Source organism: uncultured Sulfitobacter sp. (assembly GCF_947497275.1).
Lineage (GTDB): Bacteria > Pseudomonadota > Alphaproteobacteria > Rhodobacterales > Rhodobacteraceae > Sulfitobacter.
In genome coordinates this window covers 33,823-47,978 of record NZ_CANMFS010000006.1, presented here as the reverse complement: position 1 = coordinate 47,978, position 14,156 = coordinate 33,823, and the positions used below count along the sequence as shown (strand labels likewise).

The window sequence follows — 14,156 nt, the reverse complement described above, 5'->3', positions numbered from 1 at the left end:
TCCTACACCGGCCCTCATCAACCTGTTTGCATCTATATTGAATTGGAATGTCTATGGACAAGATAGACGGGCATAAGTGCAAAAGCACAGGGTAGGAGACGTTCTTAAATGGTCGAATTCAGTGAATTTATTCTTCGGGTGTTGTTTGCGGGTGGGTGCGGTTTGCTTGTCGGGATCGATCGCGAGGTCAAGGGCAAACCTCTGGGCGCGGGCACCTACGTTCTGGTTGCGATCGGTTCCGCAGCGCTCATGAGCGTTACCCTCAGTTTTGCACTCAGTGGCACGGTCGAGGACGATGCGATTTCAATCGATCCAACACGTTTGATCCAGGGAATCGTCGGTGGGATCGGTTTTCTGGGTGCAGGTGCCATCATGTCGCCCAGCAAGGACGGGCGTCTGAAAGGTGTGCGTAGTGGGGCAGCAATCTGGGCGGTGGGCTCCATCGGTATCGCCTGCGGATTAGGCTTTCTTAAAGAAGCGGCGTTTTTGTCAGCATTGATATTCATCGTGCTGAACATTTTCGACTGGCTTCACATCCGGGGCGGCAAACAAGTGGGTTTAGCCGATGAGTAAACTAAGCTGTCGCAAACTGGCGATGCTGGAATAATCCGAACGCACGTTCCGCGCGGGGCAGGATGTCTATCAAGGGGGCGATGTCAGCAGCAATCTTTATGGGGTCAAATATGATGGAAGTTCAGCTATACGGACCTGCCGGACGGCAGACGCCAGATCATCAAGATTCACCACCCCGGTGATATTGTCGGATTCCCGGATGTGGCGCTCAGACAATTTACCATCACCCTTGTCACGGTAGAGGAGGTCTGCCTCTGCCGATAACGCGCGGGACTTTGCTGTGCGGCATGGACTGGGTCTGGAGATACCGGACTGCGTTTTGCCTACGGAACACCGCGTCGGACTTACCCGCCGCATGGGATGTGATGTTGCGCGGCATGTGATGCCAGGGCTGGAATATTTGCTCACGACGGACGCCGATTGCGTCGTAGCCCCTGAATGAGTCTCGGCCGATATTAACCCGCTGAAATCTGCAGACGCGGTCTGTGGCAGAGTTTATCTTATCCCCGCAGAGGCGGGCGATCTGGACCGCATGGACACGGAGCCTGCCACCAGCGAGGGGAATACAAAAATCTCGTGCAAAAGCTCTATGCCCTCCGTGGATATGGATGCGCCGCGCTACCGCTGCGGCATCCACTTGGTCGAGGGGTTGGATCAACACACCGCGACCTCGAGAACACCGCCAGTTACTTCTTGCGTCGTGCCTTCGGGATCGTCCGGAAATTTACACGCGGACAACTGCGACAGGGTCAGCGCCGCGACGAGGGCGCGCAACAATTGAGAGGAGGTCGTTAGTGAGCGCACGGGTGTTCCTGCAAATTCGGTGCAGCCGCCGCAAAGTTGCACTTCACTCTGAAACAAAGGGCTCGAAAATAGGATCCGTGTCTAATTTGTGGAACGATTGTCGGTTCAAATCTATATACTAAGATACCCCCTTTGCGATCATACCGGTAAAACCCGCCGGGAAAGGACCGACATGGCAGCTCGCGCACTTTGGAAAGGACAGCTTCGCCTGTCGCTGGTATCGATCCCAGTGGAAATATTCTCGGCCACCAAATCGGGCGCCCGTGTTTCGTTCCGCCAGATTCACAAACCCTCGGGCAAGCGTGTCCGCTATGAAAAGTCCGTTCCCGGTATCGGGCCGGTCAAGACCGACGAAATCGTCAAGGGCTACGAGGTCGATGACGACGAATACATCCTGCTGGATCCTGACGAGATCGACGCGATCAAGCTGGAGACGAAAAAAACTTTCGAACTGGTGCAATTTGTCGATGCCTGCGAGATTTCCCCGCTTTACTTCGACAAACCCTATTACATCACCGCATCGGACGATCTGGCGCAGGATGCCTACCGCGTGGTGCGCGACGCGCTGCGACAGGCGGGCAAGGTGGGCCTTGGGCAGGTGACCATGCGCGGCAAGGAATATCTGGCAGCCGTGAAGCCCTGCGGTGACGGGTTGCTGATGGAAACGCTGCATTACGAGGATGAATTGCGCGAGGCCGACCAGATTTTTACCGACATCGAGGATGAGAAGGTAGACAAGGAGCTGCTGGAGGTTGCGACCTCGCTGATCGATCGCAAAAGCGCGCCGTTCGATGCCGGCGCCTATCATGACAAATATGCCGAGGCGATGCAGACGATGCTGGATGCCAAGATCAAGAACAAAAAGACCCCGCGCGTCCGGGCAGACGATGATGACAGCGGCGGTAGCGACAACGTGGTTGATCTGATGAGCGCGCTGAAGCAGAGCCTGAAGGATGCCGACGGCAAAAAGAAGAAGAAACCGGCCAAGAAGGCATCCTAGATGGCCAAGTCCCCTGATCCACTGGCCGATTACAACACCAAGCGGGATTTTTCCCGCACGTCAGAGCCGCGCGGCCAAGTAGGCGAGGGTCGCACAAAACGCCGTTTTCTGGTGCAAAAACATGCGGCCTCCCGTCTGCACTATGATTTCCGGCTGGAATGGAACGGCGTGCTGCTCAGCTGGGCGGTCACAAAGGGGCCGTCGCCCGATCCGGGCGAGAAGCGTCTGGCGGTGCGGACCGAGGATCATCCGCTGGACTACGGCGATTTCGAGGGCACGATCCCGAAAGGCGAATATGGCGGCGGCACTGTAATGCTGTGGGACACCGGCGGCTGGGTGCCTCAGGAGGATTTCGAGCAGGGGCTCACCGACGGCAAACTGAAATTTACCCTACAAGGTCAGCGGATGAAAGGCGGCTGGGCGCTGGTGCGGATGCGCGGGAAACCGGGTAAGAAACGCGAAAACTGGCTGCTGATCAAGGAACGTGACGATTACGCGAGAGACGAGGCGGATGCCTTTACCAAGGACAATGCCGTCTCGGTAAAGACCGGCCGCACCATGAAGCAGATCGCCGATGACGCCCCTGCCAAGACAACGCCTGATCCTGTTCCGAACCGAACCCGCAAACACCCTGCCTTTACCAAACTGCAACTGGCAACTCTGGTCGATGCGGCCCCCGAGGGCGACGATTGGCTGCACGAAACCAAATTCGACGGCTATCGTTGCCTCGCGGCACTCGGCAAGGGCGGCACCCGACTTTACACCCGGTCGGGCAAGGACTGGACCGACAGGTTTAACGCGCTCGACGGTGCCTTTGACCCCCTGCCCTGCGACGCTGCCCTAATCGATGGCGAGGTGATGGCCGCACGCATCCAAGGCTCGGCCTTTTCCTCACTTCAAAAGGCACTGAAACAGGGCAATGCGCTGGTGTTCTTCGCCTTTGACGTGCTGCGCATCGACGGAGAGGATCTGCGCAAGCAGCCCCAGATCGAGCGCCGCGAAAGGCTGGCAAAGCTGCTCTCAGGTGTGCCGACCGGCGGCGCCCTGCGGCTAAGCGAGCATATTGTCGGCAACGGTGCGGTAGTCTTTGCCAATGCTTGCAAGGCGGGCGCAGAGGGCATCATTAGTAAACGCATTGACGCGCCCTATCGCGGCACCCGCAACAAAGCGTGGCGCAAGGTTAAATGCACCCGTAGGCAAGAATTCGTCATCGTCGGTTATTCCCCTTCGGACAAGGCGGGGCGGCCCTTTGCCTCGCTTCTGCTCGCCAGTCACGAAGGCGACAGCCTGCGCTACAAAGGTCGGGTCGGCACCGGGTTTTCCGACGCTGCGATGGCGGATGTGAAACAGGCGATGACCCTGCGCAACACCCCGCCCTGCGTCAACGTTCCCGACGATATCGCGCGCAATGCGACATGGGTGCGCGCCGATCTGGTTGCAGAGGTCGAGTTTTCGGAATTCACCTCTGACGGAAACGTCCGGCACGGCAGTTTCCTTGGCCTGCGCGATGACAAAGAAGCCGACGATGTACGATTGGAGGAACCGATGACGAACGGCAGCGACACCACCGTTCAGGGCATCCGCATCAGCAACGCGGACCGCGCTGTTTTCCCTGAGGCGGGCTGCACCAAGGGGGATGTCGCACGCCACTACGCGCGGGTGGGCAAGCGGCTGATTGCCCTGGCAGGAAACCGGCCCCTGTCGCTCTACCGCTGCCCATCCGGCATCGACGATCCGTGCTTTTTCCAAAAACATGACGGTGGGGGCATGCCTCACCAGTTGTCCCGCATCAGCATTACAGAAAGTGACGGCGACACGGCCGATTATCTCTATGCCACGCGCGCAGAAAGCCTGATCGCGGCAGCGCAGATGGGCAGTATCGAATTCCATGTCTGGGGCGCCCGCACCGACCGGCTGGAGCGACCCGACCGGCTGGTGTTCGATTTGGACCCTGATGAAGGGCTGGACTGGGCCGATGTGCAAAACGCGGCTTTCAAAATGCGCGATACGCTGTCGGGTCTGGGGCTGGAAAGCGGCGTCATCGTCACGGGTGGCAAGGGCGTGCATGTCTGGATGGCGCTGCGGCGCACCCGCGGCTGGGATACGGTCAAGCTCTTCGCCAAGACATTTGCGCATGTGATGGCGGCACACCACCCCGACCGCTACACCGCCACCATGTCGAAATCCAAACGCCGGGGGCGTATCTTCATCGACTGGTTGCGCAATGAACGTGGTGCGACAGCAATCGCCCCCTACTCCCTTCGCGCCCGCCCCGGCGCCCCGGTGGCCGTGCCCGTGACATGGGACGAGCTTAGTAAACTGGATGGCGCCAACCGGTTCACAATGTCTGACATGGATGCGCGGCTGAAGGCGGATTGCCCTGCGGCAATGGTGCAGGACAATCTGCAGACCCTAAGCGAGAACGTGATCAACGCGCTTCAGGCTCTTTCGGAAGAATAGCTGCGCTTTTACCCTCGGACCAATTCCCGCCAAAACAGCGAAATGCTGCCAGCCGCACCCGCCCAACGGAACCATTCTGCCTGCGTCTCAGTTTTCCTGTTAGAAAAAGGAGGAAATCAAATGACTAATTCTGCACATTCAAATCTAGTCTCATCAAACGATGTGAACGGGACTGACGTTTATGCTAACGATGGTGCCCACATCGGCACAATTGATCACCTCATGATCGACAAGCAATCTGGTAAGGTCGCCTACGCGGTGATGGGCTTCGGCGGTTTTCTGGGTCTGGGCGAAGACCATCATCCGGTCCCGTGGGGAAAACTTCGTTACGATACGTCCAAGAACGGCTTCATGACAGACATCACGGAGCAAGAAGTAAAAGGTGCCCCTACCCGTACCGACAATTGGTATGGAGACCGAGACTGGGAGCGTCGGACGCACGAGCATTACGGCGTTCCACATTATTGGCTCTGATGGCAAATGCACCGAGAGTATCGGTGGCGGCTCTCTTAGAGAGCCGCCTTTTCGTACAGCCGATATCTCATTGAGAATGCTCTATTAAGTTTGTGAGGTATCATGTGGAACTGGTTGTCCGAGAATGCGTCATCCATCCAAGCGACTGTAGGTGCGATCACCGCTCTGGTGTGGATCGTCTATCTGCAGATTCTTGTGTCAGGACTACGCCGGCAACGCCGCACCGAGGTTCTGATCCATCTGGGTGGCAGTCAGAGCTTGGATGCTCGCGTCTTCATCAGCAACCTTGGCTTCGAGCCAATCTACATTCTTGAGATCCTCCTGACAATCTGGTCCACGGATGGCGAACGCGAGACCTCTATCGCTGATCGCACTGAAACGGCAAAAGGCGATCTATCGAACCCGAGCGCAGCTACCTTTCAAGGTCCTCTGAATAGCGGGGATTTTATCGATATCGGGAGCTTTGAAGACCTGCTGAAACGCGCCCGCTGGAACACCTCAGACGATCTGGATCCTGGGGCGATCAACCGTGTGGAGGTAAAGGTTGCAGCAATCTCTGCGGCCAGTTCCGCCGTGGTGGCATCCAAACGGCAGTTTTACGTCGAGTGTTCCGCGAATGAATATCAAATCCGACCAAAAACGCTTTATGCGACGCAAATTCGGTCTTGGTGGGGTCGCTACAGGCTTAAGCGGGAGCTGCAGGAAAACTTGATGAAATGATGATCATACCTGTCCCGGCACGTACCGGGAGCAGCGGGCATCACGCTGCGCGCGAATATTGAACGTCCGGTTCATCTGCGCTTGTCACTACCTCAGATCGGCTAAGGGATCCTACGCCAGCTAGTGATCCGAACCCCATTGAGCGGTCGCGGTTGGCGGACTGATGATAACGGACAGCCCAAACCCGGCTCGTCCTGAAATACCTGTCTGCAAGCCATCCAAACTCCAGTCCGCCCATCTTGGGAGGAACCGGTGATTTACCTAGACGAAATTCCGGTCAGGAATACTGATGATTCAGCCCCTGAACCACCTGGCAAGGTCCCTCCGGGTTAGCTACCTTCGCAAGCGACTTTTCAGTCGGGAGGCAACATCGGTTCTTCCTAGCTCTGTGTGAAACACTTGCAGTGAGTTCCTGCAACGTCAGCAAGGAAAAAAGTGGCCCTTTGGGGCCACCTGAAGATTCCGAAAAATTACGAAACAGTGTTCATGTAGCGACCGCCTTCACCCATGTCCTCGTCCATGACCTGACGCTCGTCAGCGTCGATCTTATACATTCAAAACTTCTAGCGCATAAAACCTAGGGAGCTTTGCCGAGCATCTTGGTCAATTGACGGGTAAGATTATGCGGCATGAGAGGTTTCGGCAGCAAATCAAACCCATGAAAGCGTGCGGGAATTTGGTTTTTCGCGTAGGCGCTGACGAAGGAAAATGGCACGCCGAGATCATCAAGGTTGTCCGCTACAGGATAAGATTTCTCTGTCCCAAGCGTGATATCAAGAAAGGCGGCGTCGATCTGATGGGAACCGATCAGGGTCATGGCTGAGGCAACATCGCGTGCAGGTCCGATCACGCGGTGACCCAATTCCTCGATCATCATTTTTATATCGATAGCGATAAGCCATTCATCTTCAACGACCAAAATGTTGCGGTAATTTTCTGGTCGCGACATGGTTGGCACTCCTGTCTTACAGAGGGAACTCCATTTTCAGGTTCAACCTCTCCGGTTCGAATTTGGTTTCCAGTCTACCGTTAAGCTGTTTCTGGATGCGACCTTCTATAGAAACGTATCCAAAGCCGTTTCGTTCCGGCTCAACCGCCGTCGGGCCGTCACGTTCATGCCATTCAAGAGCCAACCGGCTGTTTGCCGTTCCATCTCACCTCGTGCGCGCCGTCACCTTTGGACAGCGCACTGTATTTGATCGCGTTGGTGAATAGTTCGTGGACTTCATCAGTGCATTCGGCCACCCTTCATCAGAAGAAATACCTCCTTAGGCATGACATAGACCGTGTCCGCCTCAACCCGTTCACCGTCCCGAGCGACTTTCATCTCATTCCGGTTTTTTGCGCCAACACGGCGTGAAGCATGCTTTCACGATCGGGGTTGAGGTGGGTCACGACGGTGAAGGCCATGCCGCATTGCGACAGGACCACTTCTAGAAGCTATGACAGTGCACGATGCCCCCGGTAGAGGCACCGCCACCGACGATAAGTGGCAAATCAGTATTCATGTGGATCACGCTACGGTTTTGTCGAAGGTAAATCCACAAAGGACTGTTCTGATACCAATGCGCGGATAATGGCGCATCCCTCTTTCCAGCCCACCGGATCGAAGCGCGTCTTAAAACACTTTAATGAGCGCCGCTGCAAAACGGCGAAGGCTGCAAGGGTCAGTCAGCATCATGCAGACGACTCACTTGGAGGAGAAATACAAAATGAGTAACCAAAATTATCGCCAAGAACGTTCCCGTAATGAAGATCGCGGCCAAGGCAGTTGGGACGATCCACGTGACCAGCAGGGTTCGCGGGGTCAGTATCAGGATCGCGGCAATTATCGCTCACGCGAACAAGAGGGACGCGGCGGCCCTCAAGACTGGGATCGAGGCAACTACGATCAAGGCAACTACCGGCAAGACGATTATGGTCAGGACAACTATGGCCAGCAAAACTTTGGTCAAAATCAACGCGGCGGGCACCATCAAGGCGGCCGGAGCGGTAATCGTGGCGGTCAGTCCGATAGGAATTACGGGTTTGAGCGTGATGAATATGGCTCCGGTTACGCGCAGGGCGGTCAGGGCGGCTATCAGCAAGACAGCTATAAGCGCGGCAACTTTCAAGGTGGCGGCGGGTATGATCGCGGGCAAGGCCAATATGGTCCAAATCAAGGCGGCGGTTATCAGCAGGCCGGAAATCAGGGTGGTTCGTCTTGGGGTCAGAATGGTGGCATGCAACGAGGCAATGATAGTGGCGGGCAGTCCCACCGTGGCCGGGGACCGAAAAACTATCAGCGCTCCGACGACCGCATCAGCGAAGATGTCTGCGACCGCCTGTCGGACGATCATGACGTCGACGCATCAAACATCGACGTTTCCGTGTCCGACCGTGAAGTCACCTTGTCAGGTGAGGTCGATTCAAAACAGGCCAAACGCTACGCCGAAGATTGCGCGGATGGGTGCTCCGGTGTGGAACATGTCCAGAATAACCTGCGCGTGAAAAAATCGCAGTCCGGTCAGGAAGATGACAGTTCGAACACGCAGAAGCCTAAGTAAATTTCAGCTCCAAGTGATTTCAGCAGGTCAGGCCATGCCAATGCGGCATGGCCTTTTTTTCTTTTCATCCCAAGAAGTAATTCTCCTAACAAAATCAAAAATTTCGAATTTTATCGTTTGTATCTTGCGAAATAGCTTTCGGGTTTGAAAGTGGAGCGGCAGAAAATCCCATCGGTTCATAATTGATCATGGTCTGCAGGTCGGCCTTTCGCCGGATCAAAATCTTTCTTCCTTTCCGTTCAATATACCCTTCGTCGGATAGCTGACACAGCATTTTACTGACCGACACGTTTGTCAAACCAATGAGATCGCCAATTTCAGATTTGTTTAAGGGAATTTCGACGATCGGCCTTTGATCTCCAGAATGAGGAAGCCGATCGTCCAACATGAGGATAAGCCAAACTATCCGGTGCCGTGCGTCCATGCGCCCGACTGCGATAAGAGTTCGCATCAAGATAGATTGCATTTAGGCCGATTTTTGCAAGAAGTAGGTGATTATCTCAGGCGTCAAAAAATCCGCTGTCGCAATGGCCGTGATCGGGATTGGGAGAACCACGCAACCGCCCATACTGCGCAACGAGCAACTGACTCGCTCCACGCCGAAATCCGCCAGACCTGCAATATCACCTGCCTGATGAAGAAAGAGAATTTGCCGCTGTCCGTCTGCAAGTAAGGCGTAGGAGTAAATCCAACCTGATTTAACCAGATACATCGACTTGGGGCGGTCTCCTTCATGTTGAATGTCGACTTGCGCACCAAGAGAAACCGGCTCAATATTTTGTCTCTTCAAAGCATACCGGATTGCGGCAGCGACGGAAGTTGTCGCATCCCTATTACTGATATCCGGCAGATGGGCCATTCGCCTTTCCTCACGGCATTCTGATAGGGATTAAACCAATGAAGGGTCCGGTCAGTTCCTGTAATTGTCAGCTTCCCACCAAGGTTCCACCGTTGGGATGAAGCACTTGGCCTGTCATGTAAGAGGAATCCTCGCAAGCGAGGAACAACAGGCTGGGAGCAACCTCATTCGGCTGGCCCGGACGACCTAGCGGCGCATCCTGTCCGAAATCTTCAACCGCCTCTTTGGGGAACGATGCCGGTATCAGAGGTGTCCAGATGGGCCCCGGGGCCACACCGTTTACCAGAATTCCTTTCGATGCCAGTTTGCTCGACATTGCCCGCAGGAACGCGAGGATTGCACCCTTGGTCGAAGCATAGTCAATCAACAGGTCCTGCCCCTTGTAGGCGGTAATCGACGTTAGACAGATGATGCGCGCGCCTTTTTTCAAATGCGGCAACGCTGCTTGCGTCATGAACATCATGCCAAAAACATTCGTGCGAAAAGTCCGCTCGATCTGTGCTTCTTCAATGTCTTCAGGATCGTCCTGAGCGTGTTGTTCACCTGCATCATTGACCAGAATGTCAAGTCGGCCGAATTTTTCGACGGTTTGCTTCACCGCGTCCTGACAAAACGATTTTTCGCCTATGTCACCACGGATCAGCAAGGCCTCACTACCTTCTTGTTCAACCATTTCTTTGGTTTTCTCGGCATCACGGTCCTCGTCAAGATAGACAATGGCCACCTGGGCGCCTTCGCGGGCGTAGAGAATGGCCGTTGCCCGACCAATGCCAGAATCCCCGCCCGTTATCAGCGCGACTTTACCTACCAGCCGCTCTGACCCGGCAAACCGTGGCATGTAGTCCGGTTCGGGATTCATTTTATGCTCGAGCCCGGGCTGACGCTGTGGGCTGTTCATCGGTTCAAAGTTATCGTTTGTCATCTGAGCCTCCGTAGGTGTATTTGAAAAACGACTAAGTGTGTTGGGTGGTTCCGCGTGCGGTTGTGAGGACCGGAAATCCAGCGGATTTTTTCCAATTTGGCTGATTTTATAGCCCGACGAACCATCCTGCGAGCATCCAGATGCCCATGCCCAGCATGATTAGATTCTCGCTGAGCGAGATGAATCGGAGCGGCACGTTCGAGCCACCGCGACGCCGGCGCAGGTTAATTCGCGCTTGTCGATATAGACGGCCTAACATCCGCTGATCGCATTGATCGTGCCAATCAGGATGCCCACAGGGGCCATCAGCCAGATCAGGGTCGACCCGGTGCCGATCAAGCTCATCATGCCCAAACCCGTCCAGAGTTCGGCGAAAGGGTAGACATAGGGCAAATGATCCGCGCCCGGTACGAGCAGTTCCGCAACGGTCAATTGGCCTTCCGGTCTGGATGCAAATGAACGTCAGCGGAACGCACACCTCATCGAGTTTTTCAGCAATGAGAGAAATTTCTCCGATCCCAATGTGACACCAAGCAACGCGGCCTCGATCGCGTTGTCTTGTATCATGGTCAAAGCCGCGGCGACAATTTGCGCCGGGCCCACGACAGTGTGGCCTGCTTCTTCAATCATCATCTCGATGTCCAGGGCGATCAGCCATTCATCTTCGACGACCATTGTAAGAATTTTCCGGTCACGGCATGATCGATACCCCTGTTCTACAATGGAAACTCCATCTTCACGCACAAGCCATCAGGGCCGAAATCGGTCTCAAGGTTACCGCCCAGCTGTTGCTCAACCTGTCCTTGTATCAGAACATATCCAAAACCGTTTCGTTCCGGGTTTTCCATCTCCGGGCCGTCCTGTTCCATCCATTCCAGCGACAGCCGGTGGTCTTTAGCTTTCCATCGAACATCCAGATTTCCGTGACTGTTCGAAAGAGCACCGTATTTGACGGCATTGGTAACAAGTTCATGCATGACCATGCTCACCGCCAGCGCCTGCGCCGGTTCCAGATCGACATTCGGCCCGCTGAGATGGAGGCGTTCGGCATCGAACGCCGCCATTTCTCCCTCTATGATGTCGCGCAGGCCCACTGTCGTCCAGGATCGCTCGGACAGCAGACCGTAGGCCCGTGCCAACCCCTGCAGACGATTGGTCAAGGTATCCATGACATCGCGTCCGACGCCCTTGCCCCGCAGCGTGGTCTTTACGATGGTGACGATCACTGCCAGCATGTTCTTAACGCGATGGTTGAGTTCCGCGATCAGAACTTTTTGATGTTCTTCGGCCTTGGCCAGTGACGTGACATCCACCAGCGTCACGACCGCGCCTTCGACCTTTTCATTGCCACCCAGATACGGCGTGATCCGGACCAGATAATCGGTCTTGGTCGCATCGCGTGCAAGACGGTGCTCATAGATCGTTCCGGACTCGAACACCTCGTTGATGTGTTCCCTGAGTTCGGGATAATCGCTGACGCTGGCCAGTTCCGGCAGCGGGCGGCCAAGATCGGCAACGCGAAGGTTGAACAGCTCTGCCGCCGCCGGGGTGAAATTGCGGATGACCAGATCGCCGTCAAGGAACACTGTGGCGATTTGGGTCGCATCGAACAGATTGCGCAGATCGGCATTGGCGTGGTCCAGTTCCTCGATCTTACCGTTCAGTTCAATGTTGATCGTGTTCAGTTCCTCGTTCAAAGACTGCATTTCCTCTTTCGAGGCTTCCAGTTCCTCATTCGTCGATTGGGCCTCTTCGTTCACAGAAACAAGTTCTTCGTTTGAGGATTTCAGCTCTTCTAGCGCGGTCTCATATTCTTCGACGGTGGATTGCAGGCGTTCGCGCATGTCGCGCAATTCATTTTCCGCCGCCTCGCTGCGCCGGTTGTTATCGGTCTGCACTTGCGCTTTTGGCGCGGGCGCAACGGTGGGATGAAAGAACACGATAAACAGCCCGTCGCTCGCCCCTGTTGCGCGTAATGGCTCCACCTTGAGGGTCAGGCGCTGCGTGTCGCCTGACGCCGTTACGATGGACAAATCGCGCCGGGTCACGGCGCGCCGGCTTTCGACGACCTGCCGCAACGTTCCGCGCAGCTCCAAGCGCAGATCGCGCGGCACCATGTCCAGCAGATCGTGCGATGGCGCTCCACGCGGCATTTCCAGAAAACCGCCGGTGCCGCCGGATACGAATACGATCTCGCCATCCCTGCGCACGACCGCATGGGCCGGCGTATGCTGCTCAATGATGTGGCGTTCGACCTTGTGGCGCAACTGGATGTCGGACAAACCTTCGCCGTCGTTCGGACGCGAATCACGATCCGGCAGAGTCTGGAGCATGCTCGCCGGATTCCAGCGGCGGTTGACCTGTTCCAGCGCCTGAAAGATCCGGTTGCGCTTATCCACGGTATGAAACAGGTCGCTGTATTGGCTGATGCTCTCGGACGTGCCGAGAAACAAATAGCCCTCGGGTTTTAGCGCATAATGAAACGTCGGGATCACCTGGCGCTGAAGTTCGGGACCAAAATAGATCAGCAGGTTGCGGCACGAGACCATGTCCATGCGCGAAAACGGCGGGTCGCTGATCACGTTGTGCGGTGAGAAAATGCACATCTCGCGCACCTTCTTGCAAACGACGTAGCTGGCGCCGTCACGATGGAAAAACCGGTCCAGCCGTTCGGGGCTGACTTCGCGGAGCAACTGCTCGGGATAACGCCCCTGCCGCGCCACGGCGAGCGCCGGATCGTCGATATCGGTCGCGAATATCTGCACCGGTGCGGTGATTGATTTCTTCTCCATATGTTCGCAGATGAGGATCGCGAGCGAATACACTTCTTCGCCCGTGGTGCAGGCCGGCACCCAGACGCGGACGGGGTTTCTGGCGTCGCGGTTCTCGCAGAGGTTCGGAATGACCTTCTCTTCCAGTGCGGCAAAAGCATCGGTGTCGCGAAAGAAATTCGTGACGCTGATCAGCAGATCGCGAAACAACGCGGTAATTTCGTCACCGTCCTTTTTCAGCAACGCGCAATACTCTTCCAGATCGCCAATCTGGCGCACCTGCATGCGGCGTGCCACGCGCCGGAAGAATGTCTTGCTTTTGTAGCCGGAAAAATCATGGCCGGATTCCCTCAACAGAATTCCGGAAATGATCTTTTGCACCTGTGCGGAATTGACCTCGTGGTCAGGGTCCGCCGCGATGACCAATGCGTCCAGCGCAACCCGGCCGTCGCGGATCTCGATCAGTTTCTCGGCCATCTGTCCGGCGGGAATGGCAAAATCAACAAAGCCTGTGGCGATGGCACTTTGCGGCATTTCCCTGTTGAGCGGCGGGTCGCCATCGGCGATCTGGGCAAAGGTCACGCCGCCCTGTTCCTTGATAATCTTGACGCCCAGCGTTCCGTCGCCGTCACCCCCCGACAGCACGATGGCCGCTGCGTTTTCCTTCTGATCCTCAGCCAGAGAGCCAAAGAGTATGTCGATCGGCTTGTGGGTCCGGGCACCCGCAGCAGTCTCCGTCAACTTCAGACGGCCCCCTTCGATCCGTAGGAACGCCTTTTCGGGCATGACATAAACAGTGTCAGCATCGACCCTTTCACCGTCTTTCGCTACCTTCACGACCATGTCGGTCTGGCGCGCCAACACGGAATGCAGCATGCTTTCGCGATCCGGACTGAGATGGGTCACGATGACAAAACCCATCCCGCATCGGATCGGCATGTTTTCAAAGAGTTGCGATAATGCGTCGATTCCCCCGGCAGAGGCACCTATTCCGACGATGAGGGGCTGATCAATATTCATGATGACA

Annotated in this window: 14 protein-coding genes; 6 read left to right on the top strand and 8 right to left on the bottom strand. The window is 55.9% G+C overall.

Annotated elements, in window-relative coordinates; genetic code table 11:
* Positions 1-108: 108 nt before the first annotated feature.
* A complete protein-coding gene (locus Q1A06_RS13300; RefSeq protein WP_299564389.1) occupies positions 109-573 on the top strand; it encodes an MgtC/SapB family protein in 465 nt (154 codons plus the stop codon).
* Positions 574-1,227: 654 nt separating this feature from the next.
* On the opposite strand, the gene Q1A06_RS13295 is transcribed toward Q1A06_RS13300, so the two are convergent.
* Positions 1,228-1,377, bottom strand: a complete 150-nt coding sequence (locus Q1A06_RS13295; RefSeq protein WP_299564386.1) for a hypothetical protein — start codon at positions 1,375-1,377, stop codon at positions 1,228-1,230.
* A gap of 172 nt (positions 1,378-1,549) precedes the next feature.
* On the opposite strand from Q1A06_RS13295, the gene Q1A06_RS13290 reads away from it, so the two are divergent.
* The 4 genes from Q1A06_RS13290 (at position 1,550) to Q1A06_RS13275 (ending at position 6,031) form a co-directional block, all read left to right on the top strand.
* Positions 1,550-2,377, top strand: a complete 828-nt coding sequence (locus Q1A06_RS13290) for a Ku protein (RefSeq protein WP_299564383.1) — start codon at positions 1,550-1,552, stop codon at positions 2,375-2,377.
* Positions 2,378-4,837: a DNA ligase D gene (gene ligD / locus Q1A06_RS13285; protein ID WP_299564381.1), complete on the top strand. Its 2,460-nt coding sequence runs from the start codon at positions 2,378-2,380 to the stop codon at positions 4,835-4,837. It begins immediately after the preceding gene.
* Between the two features lie 120 nt (positions 4,838-4,957).
* The gene (locus Q1A06_RS13280; protein ID WP_299564378.1) at positions 4,958-5,311 is read left to right on the top strand and encodes a PRC-barrel domain-containing protein; all 354 of its coding nucleotides are present in this window, start codon (positions 4,958-4,960) and stop codon (positions 5,309-5,311) included.
* Between the two features lie 102 nt (positions 5,312-5,413).
* Positions 5,414-6,031 carry a hypothetical protein gene (locus tag Q1A06_RS13275; RefSeq protein WP_299564376.1) on the top strand — a complete coding sequence of 206 codons (618 nt, stop codon included), beginning with the start codon at positions 5,414-5,416 and terminating at the stop codon, positions 6,029-6,031.
* 577 nt (positions 6,032-6,608) lie between these two features.
* Here the strand turns inward: Q1A06_RS13275 and Q1A06_RS13270 are convergent.
* Positions 6,609-6,980: a response regulator gene (locus Q1A06_RS13270; protein ID WP_299564374.1), complete on the bottom strand. Its 372-nt coding sequence runs from the start codon at positions 6,978-6,980 to the stop codon at positions 6,609-6,611.
* Between the two features lie 763 nt (positions 6,981-7,743).
* On the opposite strand from Q1A06_RS13270, the gene Q1A06_RS13265 reads away from it, so the two are divergent.
* Complete coding sequence (locus tag Q1A06_RS13265) at positions 7,744-8,577, top strand: BON domain-containing protein (RefSeq protein WP_299564372.1); 834 nt, start codon at positions 7,744-7,746, stop codon at positions 8,575-8,577.
* A 94-nt stretch (positions 8,578-8,671) separates the two neighbouring features.
* Here the strand turns inward: Q1A06_RS13265 and Q1A06_RS13260 are convergent, their stop codons facing one another.
* From Q1A06_RS13260 to Q1A06_RS13235, 6 genes are all read right to left on the bottom strand, one after another.
* On the bottom strand, positions 8,672-9,043 hold the full coding sequence (locus Q1A06_RS13260) for a helix-turn-helix domain-containing protein (protein ID WP_299564370.1): 372 nt from the start codon (positions 9,041-9,043) through the stop codon (positions 8,672-8,674).
* Positions 9,044-9,436, bottom strand: coding sequence for a cyclic nucleotide-binding domain-containing protein (locus tag Q1A06_RS13255; RefSeq protein ID WP_299564368.1), 393 nt, complete (start codon positions 9,434-9,436; stop codon positions 9,044-9,046). It lies immediately after the preceding gene.
* Positions 9,437-9,503: 67 nt separating this feature from the next.
* Positions 9,504-10,358, bottom strand: coding sequence for an SDR family oxidoreductase (locus Q1A06_RS13250; protein WP_299564366.1), 855 nt, complete (start codon positions 10,356-10,358; stop codon positions 9,504-9,506).
* A gap of 252 nt (positions 10,359-10,610) precedes the next feature.
* Positions 10,611-10,790, bottom strand: coding sequence for a hypothetical protein (locus Q1A06_RS13245; RefSeq protein ID WP_299564364.1), 180 nt, complete (start codon positions 10,788-10,790; stop codon positions 10,611-10,613).
* A gap of 30 nt (positions 10,791-10,820) precedes the next feature.
* Positions 10,821-11,033: a hypothetical protein gene (locus tag Q1A06_RS13240; protein ID WP_299564362.1), complete on the bottom strand. Its 213-nt coding sequence runs from the start codon at positions 11,031-11,033 to the stop codon at positions 10,821-10,823.
* Positions 11,034-11,074: 41 nt separating this feature from the next.
* A complete protein-coding gene (locus Q1A06_RS13235; RefSeq protein WP_299564359.1) occupies positions 11,075-14,149 on the bottom strand; it encodes a CheR family methyltransferase in 3,075 nt (1,024 codons plus the stop codon).
* Between the last annotated feature and the right edge of the window lie 7 nt (positions 14,150-14,156).

What these genes read in the sequence shown, in the direction of transcription:
- Q1A06_RS13300 (WP_299564389.1), top strand. Translation starts at nt 109, where the DNA reads ATGGTCGAATTCAGTGAATTTATTCTTCGGGTGTTGTTTGCGGGTGGG.
- Q1A06_RS13290 (WP_299564383.1), top strand. Translation starts at nt 1,550, where the DNA reads ATGGCAGCTCGCGCACTTTGGAAAGGACAGCTTCGCCTGTCGCTGGTA.
- ligD (WP_299564381.1), top strand. Translation starts at nt 2,378, where the DNA reads ATGGCCAAGTCCCCTGATCCACTGGCCGATTACAACACCAAGCGGGAT.
- Q1A06_RS13280 (WP_299564378.1), top strand. Translation starts at nt 4,958, where the DNA reads ATGACTAATTCTGCACATTCAAATCTAGTCTCATCAAACGATGTGAAC.
- Q1A06_RS13275 (WP_299564376.1), top strand. Translation starts at nt 5,414, where the DNA reads ATGTGGAACTGGTTGTCCGAGAATGCGTCATCCATCCAAGCGACTGTA.
- Q1A06_RS13270 (WP_299564374.1), bottom strand. Translation starts at nt 6,980, where the DNA reads ATGTCGCGACCAGAAAATTACCGCAACATTTTGGTCGTTGAAGATGAA.
- Q1A06_RS13265 (WP_299564372.1), top strand. Translation starts at nt 7,744, where the DNA reads ATGAGTAACCAAAATTATCGCCAAGAACGTTCCCGTAATGAAGATCGC.
- Q1A06_RS13260 (WP_299564370.1), bottom strand. Translation starts at nt 9,043, where the DNA reads ATGCAATCTATCTTGATGCGAACTCTTATCGCAGTCGGGCGCATGGAC.
- Q1A06_RS13255 (WP_299564368.1), bottom strand. Translation starts at nt 9,436, where the DNA reads ATGGCCCATCTGCCGGATATCAGTAATAGGGATGCGACAACTTCCGTC.
- Q1A06_RS13250 (WP_299564366.1), bottom strand. Translation starts at nt 10,358, where the DNA reads ATGACAAACGATAACTTTGAACCGATGAACAGCCCACAGCGTCAGCCC.
- Q1A06_RS13240 (WP_299564362.1), bottom strand. Translation starts at nt 11,033, where the DNA reads ATGGTCGTCGAAGATGAATGGCTGATCGCCCTGGACATCGAGATGATG.
- Q1A06_RS13235 (WP_299564359.1), bottom strand. Translation starts at nt 14,149, where the DNA reads ATGAATATTGATCAGCCCCTCATCGTCGGAATAGGTGCCTCTGCCGGG.